General features: G+C 35.5%; 18 protein-coding genes and 1 pseudogene. 13 read left to right on the top strand and 6 right to left on the bottom strand.

The features are described from left to right. Positions 1-15: 15 nt before the first annotated feature. Together AC52CF_RS18580 and metF are read left to right on the top strand one after the other, a co-directional pair. Entirely contained in the window at positions 16-1,014 is a 999-nt protein-coding gene (locus tag AC52CF_RS18580) for a T9SS type A sorting domain-containing protein (protein ID WP_214588390.1), read from the top strand. Next, positions 1,014-1,973: a methylenetetrahydrofolate reductase [NAD(P)H] gene (metF, locus tag AC52CF_RS18575; RefSeq protein WP_087707902.1), complete on the top strand. Its 960-nt coding sequence runs from the start codon at positions 1,014-1,016 to the stop codon at positions 1,971-1,973. Before AC52CF_RS18580 ends, metF begins: the two co-directional genes overlap by 1 nt. A 92-nt stretch (positions 1,974-2,065) precedes the next feature. On the opposite strand, the gene AC52CF_RS18570 is transcribed toward metF, so the two are convergent. Next, complete coding sequence (locus AC52CF_RS18570; protein WP_496517548.1) at positions 2,066-3,220, bottom strand: hypothetical protein; 1,155 nt, start codon at positions 3,218-3,220, stop codon at positions 2,066-2,068. A gap of 97 nt (positions 3,221-3,317) precedes the next feature. On the opposite strand from AC52CF_RS18570, the gene folE reads away from it, so the two are divergent. The 8 genes and pseudogenes from folE to AC52CF_RS18530 all read left to right on the top strand — a co-directional run bounded on the left by folE (position 3,318) and on the right by AC52CF_RS18530 (position 12,994). Then, positions 3,318-3,983 carry a GTP cyclohydrolase I FolE gene (gene folE, locus AC52CF_RS18565; RefSeq protein WP_076395046.1) on the top strand — a complete coding sequence of 222 codons (666 nt, stop codon included), beginning with the start codon at positions 3,318-3,320 and terminating at the stop codon, positions 3,981-3,983. Positions 3,984-4,008: 25 nt separating this feature from the next. After that, positions 4,009-4,646, top strand: a pseudogene (locus AC52CF_RS18560) (putative polyvalent protein kinase domain-containing protein). A gap of 151 nt (positions 4,647-4,797) precedes the next feature. Continuing rightward, the gene (gene cysS, locus AC52CF_RS18555; protein WP_496517547.1) at positions 4,798-6,264 is read left to right on the top strand and encodes a cysteine--tRNA ligase; all 1,467 of its coding nucleotides are present in this window, start codon (positions 4,798-4,800) and stop codon (positions 6,262-6,264) included. Positions 6,265-6,620: 356 nt separating this feature from the next. Beyond that, positions 6,621-7,787 (top strand): T9SS type A sorting domain-containing protein, encoded by a 1,167-nt coding sequence (locus AC52CF_RS18550; protein WP_214588393.1) that lies wholly within the window; start codon positions 6,621-6,623, stop codon positions 7,785-7,787. 125 nt (positions 7,788-7,912) lie between these two features. Continuing rightward, on the top strand, positions 7,913-10,564 hold the full coding sequence (locus tag AC52CF_RS18545) for a 4-alpha-glucanotransferase (protein WP_214588394.1): 2,652 nt from the start codon (positions 7,913-7,915) through the stop codon (positions 10,562-10,564). 136 nt (positions 10,565-10,700) lie between these two features. Continuing rightward, positions 10,701-11,714: a hypothetical protein gene (locus AC52CF_RS18540; RefSeq protein ID WP_496517546.1), complete on the top strand. Its 1,014-nt coding sequence runs from the start codon at positions 10,701-10,703 to the stop codon at positions 11,712-11,714. A gap of 178 nt (positions 11,715-11,892) precedes the next feature. Continuing rightward, entirely contained in the window at positions 11,893-12,357 is a 465-nt protein-coding gene (locus tag AC52CF_RS18535; protein WP_214588396.1) for a DUF4890 domain-containing protein, read from the top strand. A gap of 127 nt (positions 12,358-12,484) precedes the next feature. Beyond that, positions 12,485-12,994 (top strand): ferritin, encoded by a 510-nt coding sequence (locus AC52CF_RS18530; protein ID WP_214588397.1) that lies wholly within the window; start codon positions 12,485-12,487, stop codon positions 12,992-12,994. A gap of 218 nt (positions 12,995-13,212) precedes the next feature. Here AC52CF_RS18530 and AC52CF_RS18525 read toward each other — a convergent pair whose 3' ends face one another. Next, positions 13,213-16,353, bottom strand: coding sequence for a UvrD-helicase domain-containing protein (locus tag AC52CF_RS18525; protein WP_214588398.1), 3,141 nt, complete (start codon positions 16,351-16,353; stop codon positions 13,213-13,215). Between the two features lie 180 nt (positions 16,354-16,533). Between AC52CF_RS18525 and AC52CF_RS18520 the strand changes: the two genes are divergently transcribed. From AC52CF_RS18520 to AC52CF_RS18510, 3 genes are all read left to right on the top strand, one after another. Continuing rightward, on the top strand, positions 16,534-17,283 hold the full coding sequence (locus AC52CF_RS18520) for a carboxypeptidase-like regulatory domain-containing protein (RefSeq protein ID WP_214588399.1): 750 nt from the start codon (positions 16,534-16,536) through the stop codon (positions 17,281-17,283). Between the two features lie 8 nt (positions 17,284-17,291). Continuing rightward, on the top strand, positions 17,292-18,068 hold the full coding sequence (locus tag AC52CF_RS18515) for a carboxypeptidase-like regulatory domain-containing protein (RefSeq protein ID WP_214588400.1): 777 nt from the start codon (positions 17,292-17,294) through the stop codon (positions 18,066-18,068). 100 nt (positions 18,069-18,168) lie between these two features. After that, positions 18,169-18,903, top strand: a complete 735-nt coding sequence (locus AC52CF_RS18510) for an SIMPL domain-containing protein (protein WP_214588401.1) — start codon at positions 18,169-18,171, stop codon at positions 18,901-18,903. 50 nt (positions 18,904-18,953) lie between these two features. Here AC52CF_RS18510 and AC52CF_RS18505 read toward each other — a convergent pair whose 3' ends face one another. From AC52CF_RS18505 to bshA, 4 genes are all read right to left on the bottom strand, one after another. Beyond that, positions 18,954-19,466, bottom strand: a complete 513-nt coding sequence (locus tag AC52CF_RS18505; RefSeq protein WP_214588402.1) for a GNAT family N-acetyltransferase — start codon at positions 19,464-19,466, stop codon at positions 18,954-18,956. A gap of 1 nt (position 19,467) precedes the next feature. Continuing rightward, on the bottom strand, positions 19,468-19,689 hold the full coding sequence (locus tag AC52CF_RS18500) for a PspC family transcriptional regulator (RefSeq protein WP_029297636.1): 222 nt from the start codon (positions 19,687-19,689) through the stop codon (positions 19,468-19,470). Next, positions 19,682-20,956, bottom strand: coding sequence for a DUF2851 family protein (locus AC52CF_RS18495; protein WP_214588403.1), 1,275 nt, complete (start codon positions 20,954-20,956; stop codon positions 19,682-19,684). The genes AC52CF_RS18500 and AC52CF_RS18495 overlap by 8 nt, the downstream gene beginning before the upstream one ends. A gap of 281 nt (positions 20,957-21,237) precedes the next feature. Further along, entirely contained in the window at positions 21,238-22,386 is a 1,149-nt protein-coding gene (gene bshA, locus AC52CF_RS18490) for an N-acetyl-alpha-D-glucosaminyl L-malate synthase BshA (protein ID WP_214588404.1), read from the bottom strand. Positions 22,387-22,392 lie beyond the last annotated feature (6 nt).

The raw sequence follows: 22,392 nt of genomic DNA, 5'->3' as shown, positions 1-22,392 counted from the left end.
ATTGATAAAAAAAAGATGAAAAAAATATTATTTCTAATGATGCTTACTAATCTTGTTAGAGCACAAATTATTTATTCAGCAGATATTTCAAATTACCAAGCCGGACAAAGTTTGTTAGGACAATATGGATGGAGTGAAGTACCGTATTTAAGTACATACAATAATCATATGCAGGTGGAAAACTTTCCAATGAGTTATTTGAATTATGGGACTACAAATAAGGCATTACATTATGTTCCTAATCTAAATACGCCATTACAAATATTTGCAAATAACACAACTACTACAGAAGCAAACTACTATTTTGCCTTCTTATTAAACGTGCAAAGTGCAATTATAACAGATCAAATTACATCATTGGATTTTGTTCAATTACATTCAGGAAATAATCTTGTATTTAGAATAATGACTTCCGGAACTGGAAACGGATATCAAATAAGATTTGGAAAAATGGATACAGAAGTGGCTCCTACGGTTCTTAATTTTAATCAAACCTATTTATTGGTTTTTAAATACTCACAAAATTCCGCAAGTTTATCAGATGATAATATTTCATTGTTTATTAATCCGGATGTAAGCTTAAATGAACCGCTTCCTCATTATACAAATTACTCAGGAAGTGATGTTAATTCTTCATTAGCAATAAACAAAATTTATTTAACACAAAATAATGCAACTTATAATGGATTTAAGGCTTATATATCTCAGCCTAAAATTTGTATGAATTGGAATGACCTGAAAAATTTACAGACTTTAGCGATTAATGATAACAAAAGGAGTGAAAATGAGTTTCGTATTATTGAAAATCCTATAAAAAATAATATCCTTAAAATTAAATCTCCGGATGGTATTTCAGATTATAATATTGATATTTATGATATTTCAGGAAAAAAAATAATGAATAACCTAAAAATGAAATCTGAAATAGATATCTCTAATCTAAAAGAAGGGGAATACTTTCTTAAAATTTTAGAAAAACATGAAAAAACTTTAAAATTTCTAAAAGTCAGATAATGAAAATCACAGACCATATAAAAAACGCAAACGGAAAAACGTTATTCTCCCTCGAAGTGGTTCCGCCACAAAAAGGAATCGGGATTGAAGATCTGTATAAAAATATTGATCCCTTAATGGAATTTAAGCCACCATTCATCGACGTTACGACTTCACGAGAAGAATATATTTACATCGACAAAGGAAACGGATTAATGGAACGCAGAATCACCAGAATGCGTCCCGGAACGTTGGGAATCTGTGCTTCGATTCAGCATAAATACAATGTAGATACCGTTCCGCATTTGCTTTGCGGAGGTTTTACAAAAGAAGAAACAGAATATCTTCTGGTGGATTGTATGTATCTCGGAATTGATAACGTAATGGCTCTCAGAGGCGATGCGATGAAAGGACATCAGTATTTTGAGCCAACTCAGGGAGGTCATGGAAGTGCAATGGAACTGGTTCACCAGATTAACGATCTGGGAAGAGGAAAATATCTGCATAATCAGGATGAAATTTGTGATGAGCATAATAAATTCTGCATCGGTGTTGCCGGTTATCCCGAAAAGCACATGGAAGCACCATCCATGAATTATGATCTGAAATGGCTGAAACAAAAAGTGGATGCAGGAGCAGATTATATCGTGACCCAAATGTTTTTCGATAATAAAAAATTCATTGAATTCGTTCAGAAAGCCAGAGAAATGGGAATCACGGTTCCTATTATCCCGGGAATTAAACCAATTGCTACGAAAAAGCATTTAAAGGTTTTACCTCAGATTTTTAAAATTGATCTTCCGGAAGATTTAATTAATGAAGTGGAAAATGCCAAAAACAACGAAGCCGTAAAACAAATCGGAATTGAATGGGCGATCGCGCAATGCAGAGAATTGCTGGAATTCGGAGTTCCTGTTCTGCATTTTTATTCGATGGGGAAAAGTGATAATATTAAAAAAGTAGCCGGAGCGCTATTCTAATAAAGTGAAAAATGAATATTTGAGAGTTCTGCAGAAATGCAGAACTTTTTTTATAGGGTTTTCGGCGGCGAAGCCGCCGAAAACCCTATAAATCATAAAACAGGATGTCTCTCAAACTCCTTATTTCTGTCAAAAAGATAACGGTATGTCGCTAATTTTCGGGTGATCGTGGTGTCAAGATTTTCGGCAATCTTAATCATTTTAGGGTTAAAATCCCCGATCCACTGCATTTCTATGATTTTAAAATCCGTATGTTTTCTCAAATGCTGTGTTCCTTCCCAGATCATGTAGCCTTCAAGACCTTTTCTTTGCCATTCCGGAACAACACCGAAAACGAGACCAACCATTTTTTCGTTCTTTTTAAACTGTTTGATCCAGAGAAACTTCAGCTTTTCCCAAATCCCGAATTTTCCGTTCAGATATTTAAACCACTGATTCGTATCCGGAAGATTCATCCACATTGCAATCGGTTTTTCGTTTTCGTAAACAAACCATGAGATATGCTCATTGATGATCGGTTTCATCGTTTTAAACATTTTCAGAACTTTAGATTCCTCCATGCATTTTCCTTCGCCGTGTGCAGCCCACGCTTTATTATAAATTTCTGTAAAATCTTTGGCGAATTTCTCCAGATTATTTTTCGTCATGGGTTTTGCGGAAAGATCGGAATTTTTACTGTGTTTGGCGTGCATAACCGTAAAAAGTCTCGAAACTTCGGCAAAAATAGGTCTTGAAAAACAAAGCTGCTCAAAATAAATTTTAAATCCGTAGTTTTCAAAAAGCTCTTTGTAATAAGGGAAATTATAATTCATTCCGTACAAAGGTTCGATAAAACCTTCAATTACCAATCCCCAGAATTTGTCACGCTCCCCGAAATTAATCGGTCCGTCCATTGCTTCCATTCCTCTTTGCTGAAGCCAGTTTTTGCAGTGATCAAAAATAAAATTTGCAGTTTCCTGATCGTTTACACAGTCGAAAAATCCGATTCCGCCGGTAGGCTGTTTTTGCTCATAGCTTTCGTTGATAAAAACCGCAACTTTGCCTACGGTTTTATTTTCTTTATTTTTAAACAAAAATCTTGCGCATTCCCCGTTTTTAAAAAACCTGTTTTTCTGAGGATTAAAAACATCTTCAATATCAATATTTCTGGGTCTTATATAGTTTTTGTCTTTTCGATAAAGCCTTGCCGGAAATTCTAAAAATTCCTTTCTATGAGATTGGTTTTGTACTTCTTCAGCAATAATCATGATGTAAAATGATAGTGGGCGCGAAAGATAATGTTTTTCGCCCAAATTAAATATGACGAACAGATTTTATCCGTATTTTTGTGCAAATTAAATAAAAATGGTTGATTTTACGGATAACGACGATGATATTTTCACAGGAAAAGAACATACGCCTATAAGGGAAGATGCTTTTGATAAATCACCGGAAGAAAAGATAGAAAAAATTACAGAACTTTTTGGGGAGATCATGGAAACACTGGGTTTAGATATGACCGATGATTCTTTAAAAGACTCTCCGAAACGTGTTGCCAAAATGTATGTGAATGAAATTTTCGGGGGGCTTCTTCCTGAAAACAAACCGGGAATTTCCACATTTTCAAATAAATACAAATACCGCCAGATGTTGGTGGAAAAAGATATCACCGTTTATTCATTTTGTGAACATCATTTCCTGCCGATTATCGGGAGAGCGCATGTTGCTTACATTTCGAATGGTGAAGTAATCGGTCTTTCAAAAATCAACAGGATTGTGGATTATTACGCAAAAAGACCGCAGGTTCAGGAAAGGCTTACCATGCAGATTGTGAATGCTTTAAAAGAAGCTTTAGGAACAAAAGACGTTGCCTGTATTATTGATGCAAAACACCTTTGCGTTAATTGCAGAGGAATAAAAGATACCGCAAGTTCTACCATTACCGCAGAATTAAGCGGAATTTTCAGAACCAATCCTATCACAAGACAGGAATTTCTTCATTATGTAGGAAGCCATGCTAAATTGGATTAAATGAAAAATTGTACTATTTTTAACAATGTTAAACGATATTAAATATGAACTCCAATATATCCTTTCAGGAAAGAGCGAAGTTAAGTATGGAAATACTATCCAAACAATCGCCGGTTACCTTAGAAGAAGCCAAGAAACAGGCAGGCTGGCTTCAAAAGAAAAGTATTTCAAAAGAAAAGAAACATTAGAGTTAATCGATTGGATTAATTCTAATAACTTTTGGTATAATACGATAGATTTTAATCTGTTTGTATCAGAAGGAGCGGAACAAAAAGTATATTTGAAAGATGATAGTTTTGTTTTAAAGCTGAATGATTCTATTTACTATGAATCATGGCTGGATTACTTTCATAATCTTTTTTTAAATAATTATTTTTTTCCGGATACGCATATGAATTAATTGGTTTTTATTTGAATTCAGACAGTTTATATGCAGTTGTTAAACAAAGATTTGTTAAATTAGATCAGTTAACTGATCTCAGAGAAGTTAAAAGTTTTCTTGGTAATAATGGATTTGAAAATATAAGAAACAATGATTACTATAACTCTTTCTTAGGAATTATTCTGGAAGATCTCCATGACGAAAATGTCATTACACAAAAAGGAGTGTTATATTTTATTGATACCGTTTTTTATATTAAACCTGAAATTTTCTGGAAGTAAATTATAATGATAAAATTTAAAAAAGTTTCATACAAGATATTTGTAACAACCATTATTTGTTGTTGCTGTACCTGCTGCTTTTAAAAGATGAAAATCTTTTAATCAATAAAACTTTAAACTAAATTTAAAATCATTAAATCAAATTAAAAACATGCAACTAAAAATATACAACTCGCTTGCGGGAGAAAAAGAAATATTCAAGCCGATTTTAGAAGGAAATGTAGGAATGTACGTCTGCGGACCGACCGTTTACAGCAATGTACACTTGGGAAATGTAAGAACCTTCCTTTCTTTCGATTTTATCTACAGAAGTTTGATGCATTTGGGCTATAAAGTTCGTTACGTAAGAAACATTACTGATGCAGGTCACCTTACCGACGACGGAGACGTGAATAACGACAGATTCGTTAAACAGACTCGTCTTGAAAAGCTTGAACCAATGGAAATCGTGCAGAAATACACAGTCGATTTTCATAAAGTGTTGGATATGTTTAATTTACTGCCTCCGAATATTGAACCGACTGCGACCGGTCATATCGTGGAACAGATCGAACTTACTCAGAAATTAATTGAAAGAGGATTCGCTTACGAAAGCAACGGTTCTGTGTATTTCGATGTCTTGGAATACAACAGTAGAGGCTTGAATTATGGTGAACTTTCAAAAAGAAATATAGAAGAGCTTTTTGCCAATACCCGAGATCTCGACGGACAGGGCGAAAAGAAAAATCCGCAGGATTTCGCATTGTGGAAAAAAGCTTCTCCGGCACACATCATGAGATGGAATTCGCCTTGGGGAGAAGGTTTTCCGGGATGGCATCTGGAATGTACTGCGATGAGTACAAAATATTTGGGAGAAACTTTCGATATTCACGGAGGCGGAATGGATCTTAAATTTCCGCACCATGAATGTGAAATTGCACAGGGAAAAGCGTGCAATGATGCTTCTCCTGTAAATTACTGGATGCACGCCAATATGTTGACGATGAATTCTCAGCGTATGAGCAAATCCACCGGAAATTATATTTTACCGATGCAGTTGGTGACAGGAGAAAACGATTTCTTCGAAAAGCCTTTCCATCCTTCCATCGTTCGTTTCTGCTTTTTGCAGGCACATTACAGAAGTGTTTTAGACATTTCAAATGATGCCATGATTGCGAGTGAAAAAGGATACGCGAGATTGATGGAAGCCATTAAAGTGTTGAACAGCATTACTCCGAATGACGAAAAACAATCCGGTTTCAGTCTTGAAGAGTGGAAAAATAAGGTCTATGATGCATTAACGGACGATTTCAATTCTCCGGTTTTAATTGCACATTTATTTGAAGCGGTAAAATATATCTTTGCTTTAAATGACGGGAAGGAAACTGTTTCAACGAAAGATTTAGATGATCTAAAATCCACTTTAAATGCTTTGGTTTTCGACGTTTTGGGACTTCAGACGATTGAGGAAAATAATAATGAAAAACTGGATCAGACCCTGAAAGTTTTAATTGAATTGAGAAATCAGGCAAGAAAATCAAAAAATTTCGAACTTTCCGATCAGATTCGTGATAAGCTTCTTGCAGAAGGTATCGAACTGAAAGACGGAAGAGACGGAACTTCTTATGTTTTGAATTAAAATAAAATTTAGAGCTTTTAATATATCTCTCGCAGATTTTACAGATTACGCAGATTTTTAAACACATTCATCTGCCAAATCCGCAAAATCTGCGAGAGTTTTTTTGTGCGCTGCTGTCATTCTGAATGAAGCGAAGCGTAATCAAGAATCTCTAATGTATAATTCTGCTTAAGATTCTTCCTTCGTCGGAATGACAAATACATTGTGAATCTAAAAATTATGAATTTTGATGAAGGAGAAATCTATCTTCAAAGCTTAGCCTAAACCTTAATCTCAACCTAAAAAAATTATAATCCAATCCAAAAATTACGTAACTTAGTCATAATAAAATGATTAAAAATTTAAATGAATAGACTATGAAAAAACATTTATTCCCTTTATTCCTGTTGTTGATGGGCGCAAACGCTTCGGCGCAGCAGGATTTTTTTGCTTTGGTCGGGAAAGATACTCAGAGTATTGTTTTCAATGATTTCCGTGCCATCGACGGAACTAGCGGAACTTCCGGAGAACAGATTTTTAATGCAGATTCTTCTGCAAGAGTTTTTTCACAAAGTAGAAACGGCGCTGTAACCGAGGATAAAAATACCTACAATAACGCACAGGCTGTAAATATGGCAACGCTGGCTTATGATTCTTACAACAATAATCTGATCTATATGCCAATGTTTTCTTCCAATATTTATGTTTTAAATGCCAAAACAAAGGAAATTACATTGGTGGAAAACAGTGTGGCAAGAGTTACTTCATGTGACATCAATTCTCATGTAACGAGAATGACGACAGGCTACGACGGAAATATTTACGCGATCAACAATTCCGGGACACAATTTTTGCAGATCAGCAGAAAAGGAAATCAATATGTGGTTAACGACTTGGGAATCATCAAAGATGACGGTTCCAACGGAAAAAATTCTTTTACCACCATTGAAACGGGTTTCGGTGGAGATATAATTGCCGATGCAGAAAATAATTTCTATGTTTTTTCAGCTTCGGGAAATGTTTTCAAGGTTTCACCTAAAGAAATGAAAGCAAAATTCATGGGTAAAATTGCAGGAATTCCTGAAAATTATTCGGTAAACGGATCTGCTGTAAATTCAAAAGGGAAAGTGGTGATTGCAAGTGCAAAAGGAGCTCCTCTCTACGAAGTGGATCTAGCTACTTTACAGGCAAAACCGCTTGGAGGAGAGCAGAATCTGCATATTTATGATTTGGCAAGTAAATATTTTGCGAACGATAAAGCCATTTCCAATAATGCTTTTGCCAGTCTGGATATTTATCCGACAAGAGTGGATGAAAAGTACATTAACATCAATGTAAATGATAAAGCTGTAAAAGGAAATATTAAACTGAATGTTTTCGATCTCTCAGGAAAAAATGTAATGAAGCAGAATTTATCTGTAAAAGACGGTTTATTAAATCAACAGGTTTATCTTAAAAATCTAATCAGCGGAGCTTATCTGGTAAACATTACCGACGAATCCGGAAAAGTATTATTAAACAAGAAAATCTTAGTTACAGAATAATCTTTAACTTTGTATAAAGCTTAGAAACCTTTTCAGACATTTTGAAAAGGTTTTTTTAATGAATATTTGATATTCAATAAGTTTTATTTTTCAGGATTATAATGTATTTTTATAAAAAAATATAAATGAAGCTATACTTTAATGTAGGTTACAGTACAAAAGTTGGAGAAAATCTGCAATTGATGATCAAAGACGAAGGCTCTGTACATCAGACTCATGCTATGTTTTACGGAGAAAACGGATTGTGGAAGTGTGAGGTAGATTACTTTTCCAAAACCATATCATACTACTATCAGCTTGTTGATGAAAGAGGAAATATTCTTCGCGAGGAATTTGTTCCGCATCATCTTACTTTTCCGCACAATTACAAGGAATTTGTAATTTTTGATGAATGGAATAATAAAAATTTCCCTGAAAATTATCTCAATAATAAAATTCTCTACAACAAACTGAACACCTTCAAGCCGGAAAAAGTTTCTGTGCTGAAAAAGCATACGCATGTATTCAGAATAGAGGCTCCGATTTATAATCCGGACTGGAAGATTGTTGTATTCGGAAGTACGGCTTCATTAGGAAACTGGAATTACGAAAAAGTAATTCATTTGTCTCAGACTGATTTCGGAATTTGGGAAACTTCTCTGGAAATTCCCGAAAACGAAGTTATTCAATATAAGTATTGTCTTTACGATACAGCTAAAGATAAAGTGATCGATGTGGAAACCGGCGAAAACAGATTTGCATTACCAAATCATTCGAAAGACGTTTTACAGATTGTTTCAGATCATTATTTTAAGTTTAAACTGTATCAGATGTATCACGATGCAGGAGTTGCGGTTCCTGTTTTCTCTTTGAGAACAGAAGACGGTTTCGGTGTTGGTGAATTTTCTGACATGAAAAAACTGGCAGACTGGGCAAAGGAAACTAATCTCGGAATTATCCAGATTCTGCCGATTAACGATACAACGGCAAATTATTCATGGACAGATTCTTATCCTTATGCGGCAGTTTCTGTGTACGCGCTTCATCCGCAGTATATTTCCATTGAGAATCTCGATTTTGCGTTACCGAAAGATTTAATTGAAGATTATCAGGCTGAAAAGTCAGAACTAAATTCATTAGAATTAATCGATTACGAAAAGATGATTTCCGGAAAATGGAAATATCTGACCGCCGTTTTCAATGAAGATAAAGAAAAAATCTACAAAGACAGAAACTTTAAGAAATTCATAAAAGATAACGAAAGCTGGCTTCTTCCTTATGCCGCGTTCTGTGTATTGAGAGATAAATACAAAACTCCGAATTTCAACGAATGGAAAACGCATAAAAAATACATTGCAGGAAAGGTTTCTGCATTTTTCTCTGCAAAAAGTAAAGATTATGATGCTTCTATGCTTCATGCATGGGTTCAGTATCAGCTTCATAAGCAATTAAAGGATGCGATTGATTATACGCATAACCTTGGAATTTCCGTGAAAGGAGATCTTCCGATCGGAATCTACAGACATTCTGTGGAAGCTTGGACGGAACCTGAACTTTTCGGAATGGATTTTCAGGCTGGAGCACCGCCGGATCAGTTCACAGAATTGGGGCAGAACTGGGAGTTTCCTACGTATAATTGGGAAGCCATGAAAGCTGATGATTACAAGTGGTGGAAAAACAGATTCAAAGCACTGGAACAGTATTTTGATGCGATGAGAATCGACCATATTTTAGGATTTTTCAGAATATGGAGAATGCCGGTCTCTGCAACTCAGGGAATTTTAGGATATTTTTATCCTGCCGTTCCTATTACGCTGGAAGAATTCAGTGCAAGACATATTCCTTTTAATTTCGACAGATACTGCAAACCTTTTATTAATGATCAGATTCTCTGGAAATATTTAGGCGAAAACAGTGGAAAAGCGCTTGAGTTCATCAATAATAACCAGAACGGAACCTATTCATTTAAAGAAGAATTTAATACACAGCGCAAATTAGCTGACTTTTTTAAGAAAAATCCACGAGGTCCGATTGAAGATCAGTTGATTTCTCTTTGTGCCAATGTTTTATTTTTAATTGAAGAACGAAACGGGCAGGTTGTTTATCATCCGAGATTTAATGTGTACAACACAGAATCTTATAAATATCTTTCGGATTGGGAGAAAAAATCCATCTATGACCTTTATCACGATTATTTCTTCAAAAGACAGGATCATCTCTGGTTTGAAAAAGCGATGGAAAAACTTCCGATGATTCTTAATGCTACAGAAATGCTGATCTGCGGAGAAGATTTAGGCCTTGTTCCGGACTGTGTTCCTGTTGTAATGGATGAACTCGCGATTATTGCTTTAAAAGTTCAGAGAATGCCTTCGGATAATATTCCTTTTTATAATCCAAAAGATGCAGGTTATCTGAATGTTGTTACGGCTTCCTCACATGACAGTTCGACGTTGAGACAATGGTGGAAAGAAGATCCTGCGCTTACACAAAAGTATTTCAATCAGCAGTTGGTACAGTATGGAAAAGCTCCGGAAGAACTGGATCCTCATTTAGCTGAAATTATAATGAAACAGCATCTTTATAATGATTCGATGCTGGCAATTTTCCCGATTCAGGAGTTTTTAGCAACGGATAAAAATCTTCGCAATCCTAAAATGGATAATGAAAGAATCAACAATCCTGCGGTTTTTCCACATTACTGGAGATACAGAATGCATCTTAATCTGGAAGATCTGAAGGAGCAGAAAGATTTCAATCAAAAAATAGCCTACTGGATTAAAGATAGCGGGAGAATATAAATTTAACATTTGATTATCAGTTAGTTAATGATAAATTAAAAGAAGTTGGATCGGAAGATTTAACTTCTTTTTTTTATTTATATCCAAAAGATAGAAGAGAAAATTCGACTATATTAACCAATTAACGACTATAGAAATGAAAAAAATATTAATCAGTTTTGCTTTGGGTATGGCGACTTTATCGTTTGCTCAGCAGTATCCGAATAATGGCTGGGGAGATGACGGCTATTATCAGAATGACGGAGGCTATTACAGCGATGAAGACGATCAGAATTATTTCCCTGATGATTATTACTACAATTATCCGCAGGATTATTATCCACAGGATTATTACCAGACCAATTACAATGATTACAGGAACAGCATTATAAGCATCAACTGGAATGGCTTTTTCGCCCAAAACAGGCTTAATCGTTGGCAGATAGACCAGATCCTGAGACTGAATAATCTGTATGTAAGTTTTTCCACATGGAACAATTTCTACAGATACAATCCGGACAGATGGTATTATGACAGATTCTATGCATTGGAAAGAATTATGGGACCGAGAGTTTTCGTTGTATTCCAGAATAATTATTACAGAGGATACAGCCCTGTAGTTTATTTCCAGAATTACCGAAGAACGCATTATGCAGGGATTTGCAGACCGATGCCGCGCTACAGAAATGTAAACATCAATATCTACAGAGTAGACCGAACTAGATTCCGTAGCTATGATAACCCTACTTTTAATATTGTAAGAGGAAGCGACAGACCTAATAATGGTTTCCGTGGCGGTGTAAGAGATGAAAATGGAAATAACGGAGGTTTCCGCAATCAAACAGAAAACAGAAACAATAGTCCGTTTTTCAGAAACGATAATGAAGTACGGAATAATGGCAGTTTCCGTGGAGGGAATGAAATAGGTTCTACTAGGGGCAATGGCGGTTTCAGAAACGAGCGAACTGAAAACAGCGGAACCAGAGGTGGAGGTTTCAGAGGCGGAGAAGTAAGAAGAGAAGAAGCTCCGAGAATTGAAAATAATGGAGGCGGTTTCAGAAACAACGGAGGATTCAGAGGAAACGAAAATTCAGCTCCCAGAGAACAGAACAGAGGGGGAGGAGAAAGCAGAGGAAACGGCGGATTCCGAACCGGATTTGCAAGAAATTAATTTTCATATATTATATTTAAGTGGTGTGAGGGCAGATTTTTATGATCTGCTCTTTTTTATTTTTATCATTAAAAAATTAATGTTAAAATTTAACATTTTTTTATGTGATTTGTGTTTTAACTTTCATTTTAACTAATAATCAAAAAGATGTATAACAATTAATTAAAGATTTAAAAAAATGAAAAAGTTAGTTTTAGCAATAGCATTTATCGGAATGGGAAGTTTTGCAATGGCACAACAGGTAACTCCTGAACCACAGGACAGACAGGCTAAAAGAGCTGAAATGAAAGAAAGATTTCAGCAGAGAGAGCAGGAACATATGGCGCAGATGCAGAAAGATTTAAACTTAAATCAGGCTCAGGTAGATAAAATTAAAGCACTTCACGAAAAAAGAAAAGCCGAAATGAAAGCTGATTTTGAAAAAAATAAAGATCAGAGACAGGCTAAAATGGAAGAAATGAAGGCAAAAAGAGCACAGATGGATGCCGACATGAAACAGATTCTTACTCCTCAGCAATATGATAAATGGCAGGCGGACAGAAAAGCAAAAATGGAAGAGAGAAAAGTGGCAATGAAAGAAAGAGGAATGAAGGGCGGAAGGATGCACAAGCCAATGAACACGGCTGCTCCGGATGCGAATTAAGTAGTTTATAATTTTGATTTTTTAATGTGTAGGAGGACGGGATTTATTCCGTCCTTTTTATTAATTTCTGCTAAAACTTTTGATTTCGGGGTTTTATTCCCTAATTTTGACTGAAAATTTAGGACTTATGGTTAGCGAAAAAATTGCAAAATTAATTAACGAACAAATAGCTCACGAACAGTACGCTGCACAATATTATCTTTCTATGTCTGCATGGTTTTCCGGTAAGGATCTTGACGGGATTGCCAATTATTTCCGTGTACAGAGCAAAGAAGAGTTAATGCATGCCGACAAAATGTTCGATTATTTAAATGACGTAGGTGGAGAAATTATTATCGGAGAAATCGCAAAGCCACCCCACGAATTTGCAGGCGCAATCGACATTTTTGAAAAAGCACTGGAACATGAGAAAAAAGTAACAAGAAGCATCTTCAATATTGTGAAAAATGCAAATGACGAGGGCGATTTTGCTACGACTTCTTTCCTGCAGTGGTTCATCAACGAGCAGGTAGAAGAAGAAGCAAGTGCATCTCAGTTGGTTACCAAAATCAAAATGGTAAGCGATAATCCATCCGCTTTATATCTTTTTGATCAGGAATTGGCGCAGAGAGTTTTCGCACCGGATACAACAGCTTAATTCTGTATTTAAATAATAATAAGTTTCGGCGGCACCTTTGGTGCCGCCGAAACTTGTTTTAAAAGTAATTTTCCCAAAACCAGCCAGAAGAAGGAATTTTCTCCAGTATATTTTCTACTCCGGGCTTTTTGAGAAGGACATTTTTATCTTCCAGTTGACCGAAATTTCAATAAGAATAATCCAAAAATAAACATGATATTTTCTGATCCAATTTATCATTACAAATAAATAAGCTGCGTTTTCAAAACCTTTTTTCCCAGTTTTTCCAGAATATCTTTATAATGGGCAATTTGTCTGTCATTTTTCTCAGATTCTTCACCGGTTTTAAAATCTACAATTACGTAACCTTCAGCGTTTTTTAAAATTCTGTCCGGACGATACACACTGCTTTCACCGTTTTCGGAAATCATGATGTCTTTTTCGTTGATAACCTGCCATTTTTCATCAAAAAATTCAGCGTTATTTTCTATGATTTCTTTTAAATTTTTCTCGATTTCGGCACTTTCTTTAAGGGTTATATGACCATCGAGAACGTAGCATTCCAGAACTTTTCTGATGTCTTTCGCTGTATTAATCTGCGAGAGTAATTCATGGACGAAAAGCCCGATTCTTACTTTTTCAACCCGTACCTGATAATTTTTTGACGGAGTGGCAATTTTAATCGATGTATTTTTTTCGTTGATATTTTTTAAATTCTGAATATCCTTTGTTTCAAAATGCGAGGTTTTATCTCTTGAATGTTTTTTCAGCATTTCCGGATTCACTTCATACAAATCAAATTCTTCCAGATTTTCCGGATTTTTAGATTGTAAAAACTCCAACAATTCCAGATTGTTAGACGTTTTATTCGCTTTTTGGATATAAAAGTACAATTGTTCTACAGGTCGTGTTGTCGCAACATATTGCAGACACAGCCTGTCTACAAAGTTTTTATAAGAATTCTGAAGATTGAAATATTGGATTTCCTCATCATACACCTCAAGATTTTTACTGAACTGATTAATATTCACAGACTTTAAAGCACTGTCATTGCTCGTTTCAAACCAATTGGTGAACTCGGCATCACGGTTTTTATTAATCATCGGGATAAAAACAATCGGGAATTCCAAACCTTTTGCTTTGTGGATCGTCATAATCTGAATTGCATCAATATTTTCCGAAGCCTGAATAGTATACGCCGAAGCTTCCTCATCCCAATATTTCAGAAATTCTTTCGTACTCGCTCCTGCATTTTGTGTGAAATTGAAAAGCATTTCAAGAAAGTTCAGCAGGAAATCAGTCTCTTTATTTTCAACAGAAAACTCATTAATGTAATATTCAACAAAGTTGTACAGATTGAATCTCGGAAAATTGTCCTGTTTAATCTTCAGAGCATATTTTTCCTGAATAAAATGGACGGTCTCTTCATGCGTTTCAAATCCTAAAATTTCCTTCATCTCCAAAGTGAAATCTTTCATCTGAATTCTTCCCAGTTTATTCAGATAATACATCATCATGATGAGGTTGGGCTTGTTCTTCGGATTACTTTCCCATCGCAGGAATTCAACGACGGCTTTAAGCGTGTTGGATAATTCTAAGGTAAGACCTTTATCGGAAATCGTTTTAATATTTGTTTCTTCCCCTTTGTAATTTACCTTCAGATTTCCCAGTTTTTGAGAATAGCTGAAAATATCAAAATTTCCGCGGCAGAGAATCGTAATGTCCGAGAATTTAAAGCCGTTATCCAGAATTTCCTGAATATCTTTCCTCATGCTTTCGGACGTATCGTTGTAAAAATCTTCATTGGTGAGATTTTCAATCAGATTTACTTTTACACGGCCTTCGATGGAAGATTTCGGGTTTTGTTCGGCATCAGTTCCGAAAATATTTTTATGCTCTTCTGCTAAAGATTCAGAATGAAATTTGTATAATTCATTATTAAAGTGGACAATATTTTTTGCACTTCGCCAATTGTCTTTTAAAACCAGCAAATCTGCCTGTTTAGGAGAAAATTCTTTTTTGTTGATGATATCGAGCATCAGTTTACTTTCCCCTCCACGAAAACGGTAAATACTCTGTTTCGGATCTCCAACCAACGTAAAAGAAGTATTTTCTGATGAAATGGCATGATCTCTCAAAGGAATAAAATTTTGCCACTGCAATTCTGAAGTATCCTGAAATTCATCAAAGAAATAATGCTGAAACTGCGAACCTACTTTTTCATAAATAAATGCCGAAGGCTCATTCCGAAGGTTTTCGTTAATTAAAATATTAAATTTAGAAAGCAAAACAAGGTCGTTTTCTTCCTCAATTTTCTTCAGCTCATCCTGAATGTCTTTATTTACCTTCAAAGGTAAAAGTGCGGATAAAATTTTCTCTTTTTTCTGGGTTTCTATGTACAGCCGAATAAGCTGCATTCTGTAATCCAGTAATTGATCAAGAATTTCAAGAATTTCAGATTCCTTGTTTTTTGATTTTGCCGAAGCTCCTTTCCGGTAGTTATTCACAACAGATTCTTCTGCAGTCGTAGGAAAAGGAAAACCAGGTCTTTTCTGATGATAAAAGTCTAATACTTTCGTAAAAAAGCCTCCGATTCCGTTTTTTCCCTGTGCAAAATCTTCGATTTCAATATTCCTTGATCTGAATAATTCGATGGATCGTGTAGCGAGTTCAACCGCCTGTTTTTTGTTTTGGGCAATTTCTTTTCGGAGCGTGTCTTTGATGTTTTCGTAATTCGTACTGTCGAAATCTTTATTGCTTTTAAGATGCTCGTAATGAATATCTTTCACGAACTCTTTTGCCGAACCGTAAAGACTTTTGTTCAGGTTTATTCTTTCATTATTTTCGAGACTGTAATCCACATAATCCATGAAAGAGTTGGAGATCACTTCGTTTTCGCCAATCTGATCGAGCATTTTATCAACCGCTTCAATCAGAAAAGGTTCCGCTTCAATTTCCAGATTGAAGTTTTTGGCGAGTCCCAGTTCATAAGAAAAACTTCTTACCAGACGGGAATTAAAACGGTCAATCGTTCCGATATTCAGAGTAGAATAATTATGAAGCACATAATCCAGCATTTTTTTTGCGCGGTGATGCAGTTCATCGATCGTTATTTTCAGACCTTCTTCCTCAAATGCCTTCTGAATATTTTTTAAATCCGGATTTTCTGCAAAATTATCGTTGGAAAAATTTCCGAGCCACGTCAGAATTCTTTCCTTCATCTCATTGGCTGCCTTGTTGGTAAATGTCAACGCAAGAATATTCCTGATCGACTGCTGCTGATTAGGATACCGAAGACAGATCATTAAAAGCCTCTGCACCAGAACATAGGTTTTCCCAGAACCTGCCGAAGCATTAATTACCGTGTAAGAATTTTGCATTTTTAGTGGAATTCAAAGTGCAAGTTAGCTAATTTTTAAGTGAAATTTTAACAATTTTCTGCTGCTATTTAACAGTTTTAAAAATAAAATTCTAAAAGAAATCCTAAAACACGTTAACTGTGGTTAAACTTATGGTTTAATTTAAAAATAACTTTAGTTTTGCTTTATAAAAAATAACCTGTGAAAATAAAACTATTCTTTGTATTAGCTTCTCTTTTTTTCATCAACAGCCACGCTCAGAATTATATTTTCGGGAAAGTAACTTCCGAAGATAATAATGAGATGCCGGAAGTAACGGTAATTAACATCCGGACAGATGAAAGGGTTCTTACGAATCGTGATGGTCATTTCATGATTTCGGGAAGAGCGGGAGACGAACTTCGTTTTATAAAAGCCGGCTACGAGCGTACAAACCGTAAAATTACACAGGAAAATATTACGGCTCCGGTGAATGTAACAATGATAAGAGCGGCGGAACTTATTGCAGAAGTTGAAATTAAGAAAAATATCACCGGAGATATTAAGATCGATGCTAAAAATCTTAATCCGCCAAGAAAAGTTGAAAAACTGAAGAACGATCTGGCAAAATATATGTCCCAAAAGTCGGCTCCGGGAGTTTTGGCAGCCAGACCGGGAGAATTTGTACAGCCGGTAACCAAAGGAATTTACAGTTTCGGGAAAGTTAAAAACAAATGGGACGATGTGGATCTGATGAATTATCTGCAAAATTCTTTAGGAAATACCTTCTTTGAGGAGCTTCAGATTTCCAAACCGCAGATTCAGCATTTTATTCTCTATATTTTAAGAACAGGTTTTGAAAGGAAAAACATTCTGAAATACGGCTATTGTACAGAAGCAGATATGAATCGGTTTAAAAATGCAGTGTTGGGCAGAATTTCAGCCTACAAATCGCCGCAGCCTCAAAAATAAATAATCTTATGAATATCAGGTTAATTATTATTCTGCTTTTTCTGTTTGTGAATGGTTTTTCACAGCAAAAAATTTCGGGAAAGATTACCGATGAAGACGGAGTAAGTCTGCCATCCGTTACCATAATGAATATTTCTGCGGATAAAAAAACGTATACCGCGGATGACGGAACCTTTTCCATAGATATTCTTTCGCCGGATGACGAAATCCGGTTTGTAAGAAACGGTTTCGAAAGATCTTCCATAAAAGCAATGTATGGTTTAAACAAAGAACTGAATATTAAGCTTACGAGAATTGCAGAACAAATTGAAGAAGTAAAAGTGGCTAAAATTACCGGAGATCTTGATAAAGATTCAAAGGCTGTTGCAAAAACCGATCAAGGACAAATAGTGGAAGATGCGGTCGGATTACCTCAGCCTGTCGGGAAAATGCGAGAAAAACCGGCAGAAGTAAAGCAGGTTTTAATTCCGATTCTTTTAGGAAGCCTGAATGTTCAGGGATTGTATGATCTTATCAGTGGCGACGCAAGAAGAATGAAGCGTCAATACAGGTATGATGATCTTCAGGAAGACATTGCGTGGATAAGAAACAGGGTAGAAGACGAATATTTTACAAAAGAAGGCATTCCTGCCGAAAGAATTTCAGAATTTATAGAATTTGCATTTGTGAATAAACCGCAAACGCGAACTTTCGTAAGAGCTAAAAATTTATCCGGAGCTTTATCCAGAATGGACGATGCAATACCTGTTTTTGTCAACAGAATCAAAGAGAGTAAAAATCATTAATAAATGTTAAGAAAATCTTAAAATTTGGAATAAGAATTGATGCAATAGTTTCAGTAAACAGACATTAAAATTATTGTAACAAACAAATTCACAAATTTTTATGAATAAAAACATTCTTTCGATTGCTATTGCAGCATTGGGTTTCGTTATCGGTCTCGGACTTTTAGGAAACGCCATTAAAAACAGAAACAAATCTGAAAATACCATTTCTGTAACGGGTTTGGGAACCAAGCAATTTACTTCTGATCTTATTACGTGGTCGGGAAGTTTTTCTAAGAATAATTTTGACCTGAAATCGGCTTATGATGAACTGGCTTTAGACCGAAAAACCATCAACGATTATTTATTATCAAAAGGAGTAAAGCAAAATGAGATCGTTTTTTCTTCTGTTGATATCCAGAAACAGTTCAAAAATTATACAGATAATAACGGGAATAACGTTCAGAATGAATTTACCGGATACAACCTTACGCAGACTGTATCGATTGAAAGTAAAGAAGTTGCGAAAATCGAAAATCTTTCGAGAAATATTACGGAAATTATCAACAGAGGAATAGAATTTACATCGTCTTCGCCAAATTATTTTTATACCAAATTAGCAACGGTGAAACAGGAAATGATTGCCTCTGCCACAAAAGATGCTAAAGAACGTGCGGAAAAAATTGCTGAAAATTCAGGAAGCAGCCTGGGAAATCTGAAAAAAGCAACCATGGGCGTTATCCAGATCACGGCTCCGAATTCCAATGAAGATTATTCTTATGGAGGAACCTTTAATACCGCTTCAAAAGATAAGGAAGCAAGTATTACCATAAAGCTGGAATATCAGGTAAATTAGTTTTTAACTGGAAAAAAATCCGAAGCATTTGAAACTTCGGATTTTATATTTTAATGATAAACAATATCGTAGATTTCGTCTTTTACTTCCTTTAGATTTTCGGGCTGATAATTAGCAAGAAGCCATAAATTCAAAGGGTTTTTTCCTTCGCCGTAACTTGGCTGAACGTACATTTCATCAATCAGGCTGAACCCGTTTTTCTGATAAAAAGAATAGCGTCTTTTCGTATCTTCTGTTAAATGCCCGTGTTCTATCTCCAGAACAATTCTGGGATAATTTTCAAAAAGATAGTTGGTAATATGTGATCCCAGTTTCTGACTTCTGAATTCTTCAAACACTTCAAAATGTTCCACAAAAGCAAAATGGCTGAGTTCCCAGATGATGAGGTAGCCAATATTTTTAGCTTCGTGAAGCACAGAAATTATTTTCACTTTAGGGTGTGAGAACAGCGGAGACAATTTGTTCCAGTCTCTTCTTTCATCTTCCGGAAACGTTTTGCAGTATGCCTCAAAAATCTCTTTAACCCTGTAATCTTCTGTAGAAGTAATTTGTAAAAATTCCATATTATAAATCAAAAACATTGGGTCTTCTGGTAATGAAAATATCTTTCACCCAAAGTGTGAATGCCAGTCCCAGATAAATTAAAAAGAAAAATCCTGCCGTGGCAAAAGTAGAGTAGATGAAAAAAACTCTCAGTTTAGAAACAGGAATTCCGAGTTTTGCGCCCGTTCTTGTAAGAACGCCAAACCATTCTCTTTCCATTTTATGGCGGATATTGTCAAGCATTTGAAGATTCTTTTAAAATTTTAAATCCAATACCGCAATTTAAGCAATTTTTTTCTTCACAGGAATTTTTAAAATGATAAATCAGGCTTTGCGATTCCAGTGCTGTCTTACATTTCATGCCCAGCTTTTTCCAATCCGTAATAACTGAATTTTTTTCGGACGGACGGTTTTTATAAAAAAGTAGAATTTCGTCTGCAATTTCTTCGTTGTGATATTGATGATAGGTATATTTTAAAGGCAAAATGGTGTTTAAAATAATTAATTCTATAAAATCCCGCGATACAAATTTGGTATGATTTACCGATGATATTTTTCCGAAATTATAATGATTATTCCAGTATTCCGAAGCTTTTACATCCTTAAAAATTTCGAAAAGCTCCCCTGTATTTTTAACATGAATGATTTTTGAAAATAAGTTCTGATGTGTGAAATAGAGATTCGCCAACTGCGACAAACGGAGCGTAGGAAAATTGGGAGGTCGTAATCTCAGAAATTTAGGATGAAATTTAAGATTGGAAATGTTGAATTTAGCCTTAATAAAATCAAATTCCCGCTTCCAGATTTTCATCGTTTCATCCTCAGGATTTTCCAGCCAGCCGGAAACACCGAAAAATAAAGCTTCCAGTTGAATTTCATTTTGCCGGATCTTATTAATGATGGTAAAATCTATGCTTTCCGCAATTTGCCTGAAAATAAATGCATTCACTTTTAATCCGAAAGAATAGGCTAAAGAATGAAACAAAACGGCTTCAAAATTATTTTTAAACTGTGCCAAGTTCATCTCAAATTCTAAAGATTTCTCAGCCAGCTTTTTCAAAACATTTTCTTCATGAAAATAAACCGGAATTTTACCGGGATCAAAAATATTTTCGCAGGGAATAAACTGCGTTCCGCCGATCAGTTTTTCATATTTCCACAGGATATTTTCTTCAATATGATCTTTTAATTCTATGGTAGGAATGTTTCTGTTTTTCAGTTCCTCAATCTCGCAGTCATTCTGAAAAACGACATGAAGAATTATATTCTGATAGTTGGGATCGTGTGAATGGCTGTGAAAGATCCAGTCGGAAGATTTTACGTGAAGTTCAATATTTCCTACAAAAGTAATTTCATTGATCTTCACCCTCGCCGCCAGAAAATCCGGACCGGAATCTGTATTCCACTTTCCGAAGTCTAATATTTCAACAGGATTGCCTTCAAGATCTTTGAAGTCGAAATGCTTGAACACTTTATAGTTCCAGAGATATTGCAGTAGTTTTTCGGTCATGAGTGTTTACTGCAAATATAGAATAAAAATAATTTGAATAATATTAAGTGTTTAAAAATCAGATAAATAATAAAAATTATTTTACAAGTAATTCAAAACTTATAAATTCTTTCATGGAAAATAATTGTTTGCATGAAAAATGTTAATCTTCCGAAACTCGATATACAGAAAAAGCTGCATCCAAATGAATGCAGCCACTGTTTTTTTATGGTATAAACCTCACAGGTTTTTAAAACCTGTGAGGTTTTGTAATTCCAATTCCAAATTTTTTCAATATAAAACTATGCTTTGGTAAGTTCACTTTTGAAATTTTCGATGGTGGTTCTGTACATTTCTTCGTAGATCGGAAGAATATTTTTAAGGTCGAATTTTATCGCCTGTTCCTTTGCATTGACTTTCATTTTCGCCAGAAGCTCATCGTTGCTCAGTAGTTTAATCGTGTAATTGCTCATCGCTTCCACATTTCCGATCTCTGCAAGAAAACCTGTTTCTCCCTGAATGTTTACTTCCGGAATTCCTCCTGCATTCGAGCTGATAACCGGAGTATTGGCTGCCATTGCTTCCAGTGCGGCAAGACCGAAACTTTCCTGTTCGGAAGGCAGTAAAAACACATCCGAAAGCTGTAAAATTCGGTAAAGATCATTTACTTTACCCAAAAGACGGATTTTCGAAATCAGATCCGGATTTTCTTCCAGAAACTGGTTTACTTTCTCCATATCGGGACCTTCTCCGATGATGATAAGCTTGGATTTTACCTTTTTCTGAACATTCTTGAAGATCTGCAATACTTCTTCCACACGTTTTACAGGACGCAGGTTCGATACGTGGATCAGGATTTTTTCGTCCGGATTGGCAAACTGTGTTCTCTGGCATTCGTTGCATTCATCAAACTCAGAATTATCGATAAAATTTGTAATCACCTGAATTTCTTTTTTAATCTTAAAAAACTGGAGTGTATCTCTTTTCAGACTTTCCGACACCGAAGTGATGGCATCTGACTGGTTGATGGAAAATTCCACGGCGTGTTTGTAACTTGGATGCTGTCCTACCAATGTAATGTCTGTCCCGTGAAGTGTTGTTACCAAAGGAATATCATTATCATCTTCCTTCAGCATCTGTTTGGCTGTAAACGCAGCATAAGCATAAGGAATCGCGTAGTGTGCATGAAGCAGATCCAGTTTGTAGAGATTCACCACTCGGTAAATCATCGAGCTCAGCGCAATATCATACGGCTGATACTGGAAAAGCGGATAAGTCTGAACATTTACCCTGTGGAAGAAAATATTCGGATTGGTAATATCTAATCTCGCAGGTAATGCACTGCTGATGAAGTGGACTTCATAGCCTTTGTTGGCAAGCGACATTCCGAGTTCTGTTGCTACAATTCCGCTTCCTCCGTAGGTGGGATAGCAAAGTATGCCTATTTTCATTTATTT

The sequence above is a fragment of the Chryseobacterium sp. 2P genome (genome assembly GCF_059579425.1).
Note: the sequence above shows the minus strand (reverse complement) of the source record. Positions and strands in the feature narration are given on the sequence as shown.

Bases quoted from the DNA above. Each gene is read 5' to 3' on its own strand.
- AC52CF_RS18580 (WP_214588390.1), top strand. From the start codon at position 16: ATGAAAAAAATATTATTTCTAATGATGCTTACTAATCTTGTTAGAGCA.
- metF (WP_087707902.1), top strand. From the start codon at position 1,014: ATGAAAATCACAGACCATATAAAAAACGCAAACGGAAAAACGTTATTC.
- AC52CF_RS18570 (WP_496517548.1), bottom strand. From the start codon at position 3,220: ATGATTATTGCTGAAGAAGTACAAAACCAATCTCATAGAAAGGAATTT.
- folE (WP_076395046.1), top strand. From the start codon at position 3,318: ATGGTTGATTTTACGGATAACGACGATGATATTTTCACAGGAAAAGAA.
- cysS (WP_496517547.1), top strand. From the start codon at position 4,798: ATGCAACTAAAAATATACAACTCGCTTGCGGGAGAAAAAGAAATATTC.
- AC52CF_RS18550 (WP_214588393.1), top strand. From the start codon at position 6,621: ATGAAAAAACATTTATTCCCTTTATTCCTGTTGTTGATGGGCGCAAAC.
- AC52CF_RS18545 (WP_214588394.1), top strand. From the start codon at position 7,913: ATGAAGCTATACTTTAATGTAGGTTACAGTACAAAAGTTGGAGAAAAT.
- AC52CF_RS18540 (WP_496517546.1), top strand. From the start codon at position 10,701: ATGAAAAAAATATTAATCAGTTTTGCTTTGGGTATGGCGACTTTATCG.
- AC52CF_RS18535 (WP_214588396.1), top strand. From the start codon at position 11,893: ATGAAAAAGTTAGTTTTAGCAATAGCATTTATCGGAATGGGAAGTTTT.
- AC52CF_RS18530 (WP_214588397.1), top strand. From the start codon at position 12,485: ATGGTTAGCGAAAAAATTGCAAAATTAATTAACGAACAAATAGCTCAC.
- AC52CF_RS18525 (WP_214588398.1), bottom strand. From the start codon at position 16,353: ATGCAAAATTCTTACACGGTAATTAATGCTTCGGCAGGTTCTGGGAAA.
- AC52CF_RS18515 (WP_214588400.1), top strand. From the start codon at position 17,292: ATGAATATCAGGTTAATTATTATTCTGCTTTTTCTGTTTGTGAATGGT.
- AC52CF_RS18510 (WP_214588401.1), top strand. From the start codon at position 18,169: ATGAATAAAAACATTCTTTCGATTGCTATTGCAGCATTGGGTTTCGTT.
- AC52CF_RS18505 (WP_214588402.1), bottom strand. From the start codon at position 19,466: ATGGAATTTTTACAAATTACTTCTACAGAAGATTACAGGGTTAAAGAG.
- AC52CF_RS18500 (WP_029297636.1), bottom strand. From the start codon at position 19,689: ATGCTTGACAATATCCGCCATAAAATGGAAAGAGAATGGTTTGGCGTT.
- AC52CF_RS18495 (WP_214588403.1), bottom strand. From the start codon at position 20,956: ATGACCGAAAAACTACTGCAATATCTCTGGAACTATAAAGTGTTCAAG.
- bshA (WP_214588404.1), bottom strand. From the start codon at position 22,386: ATGAAAATAGGCATACTTTGCTATCCCACCTACGGAGGAAGCGGAATT.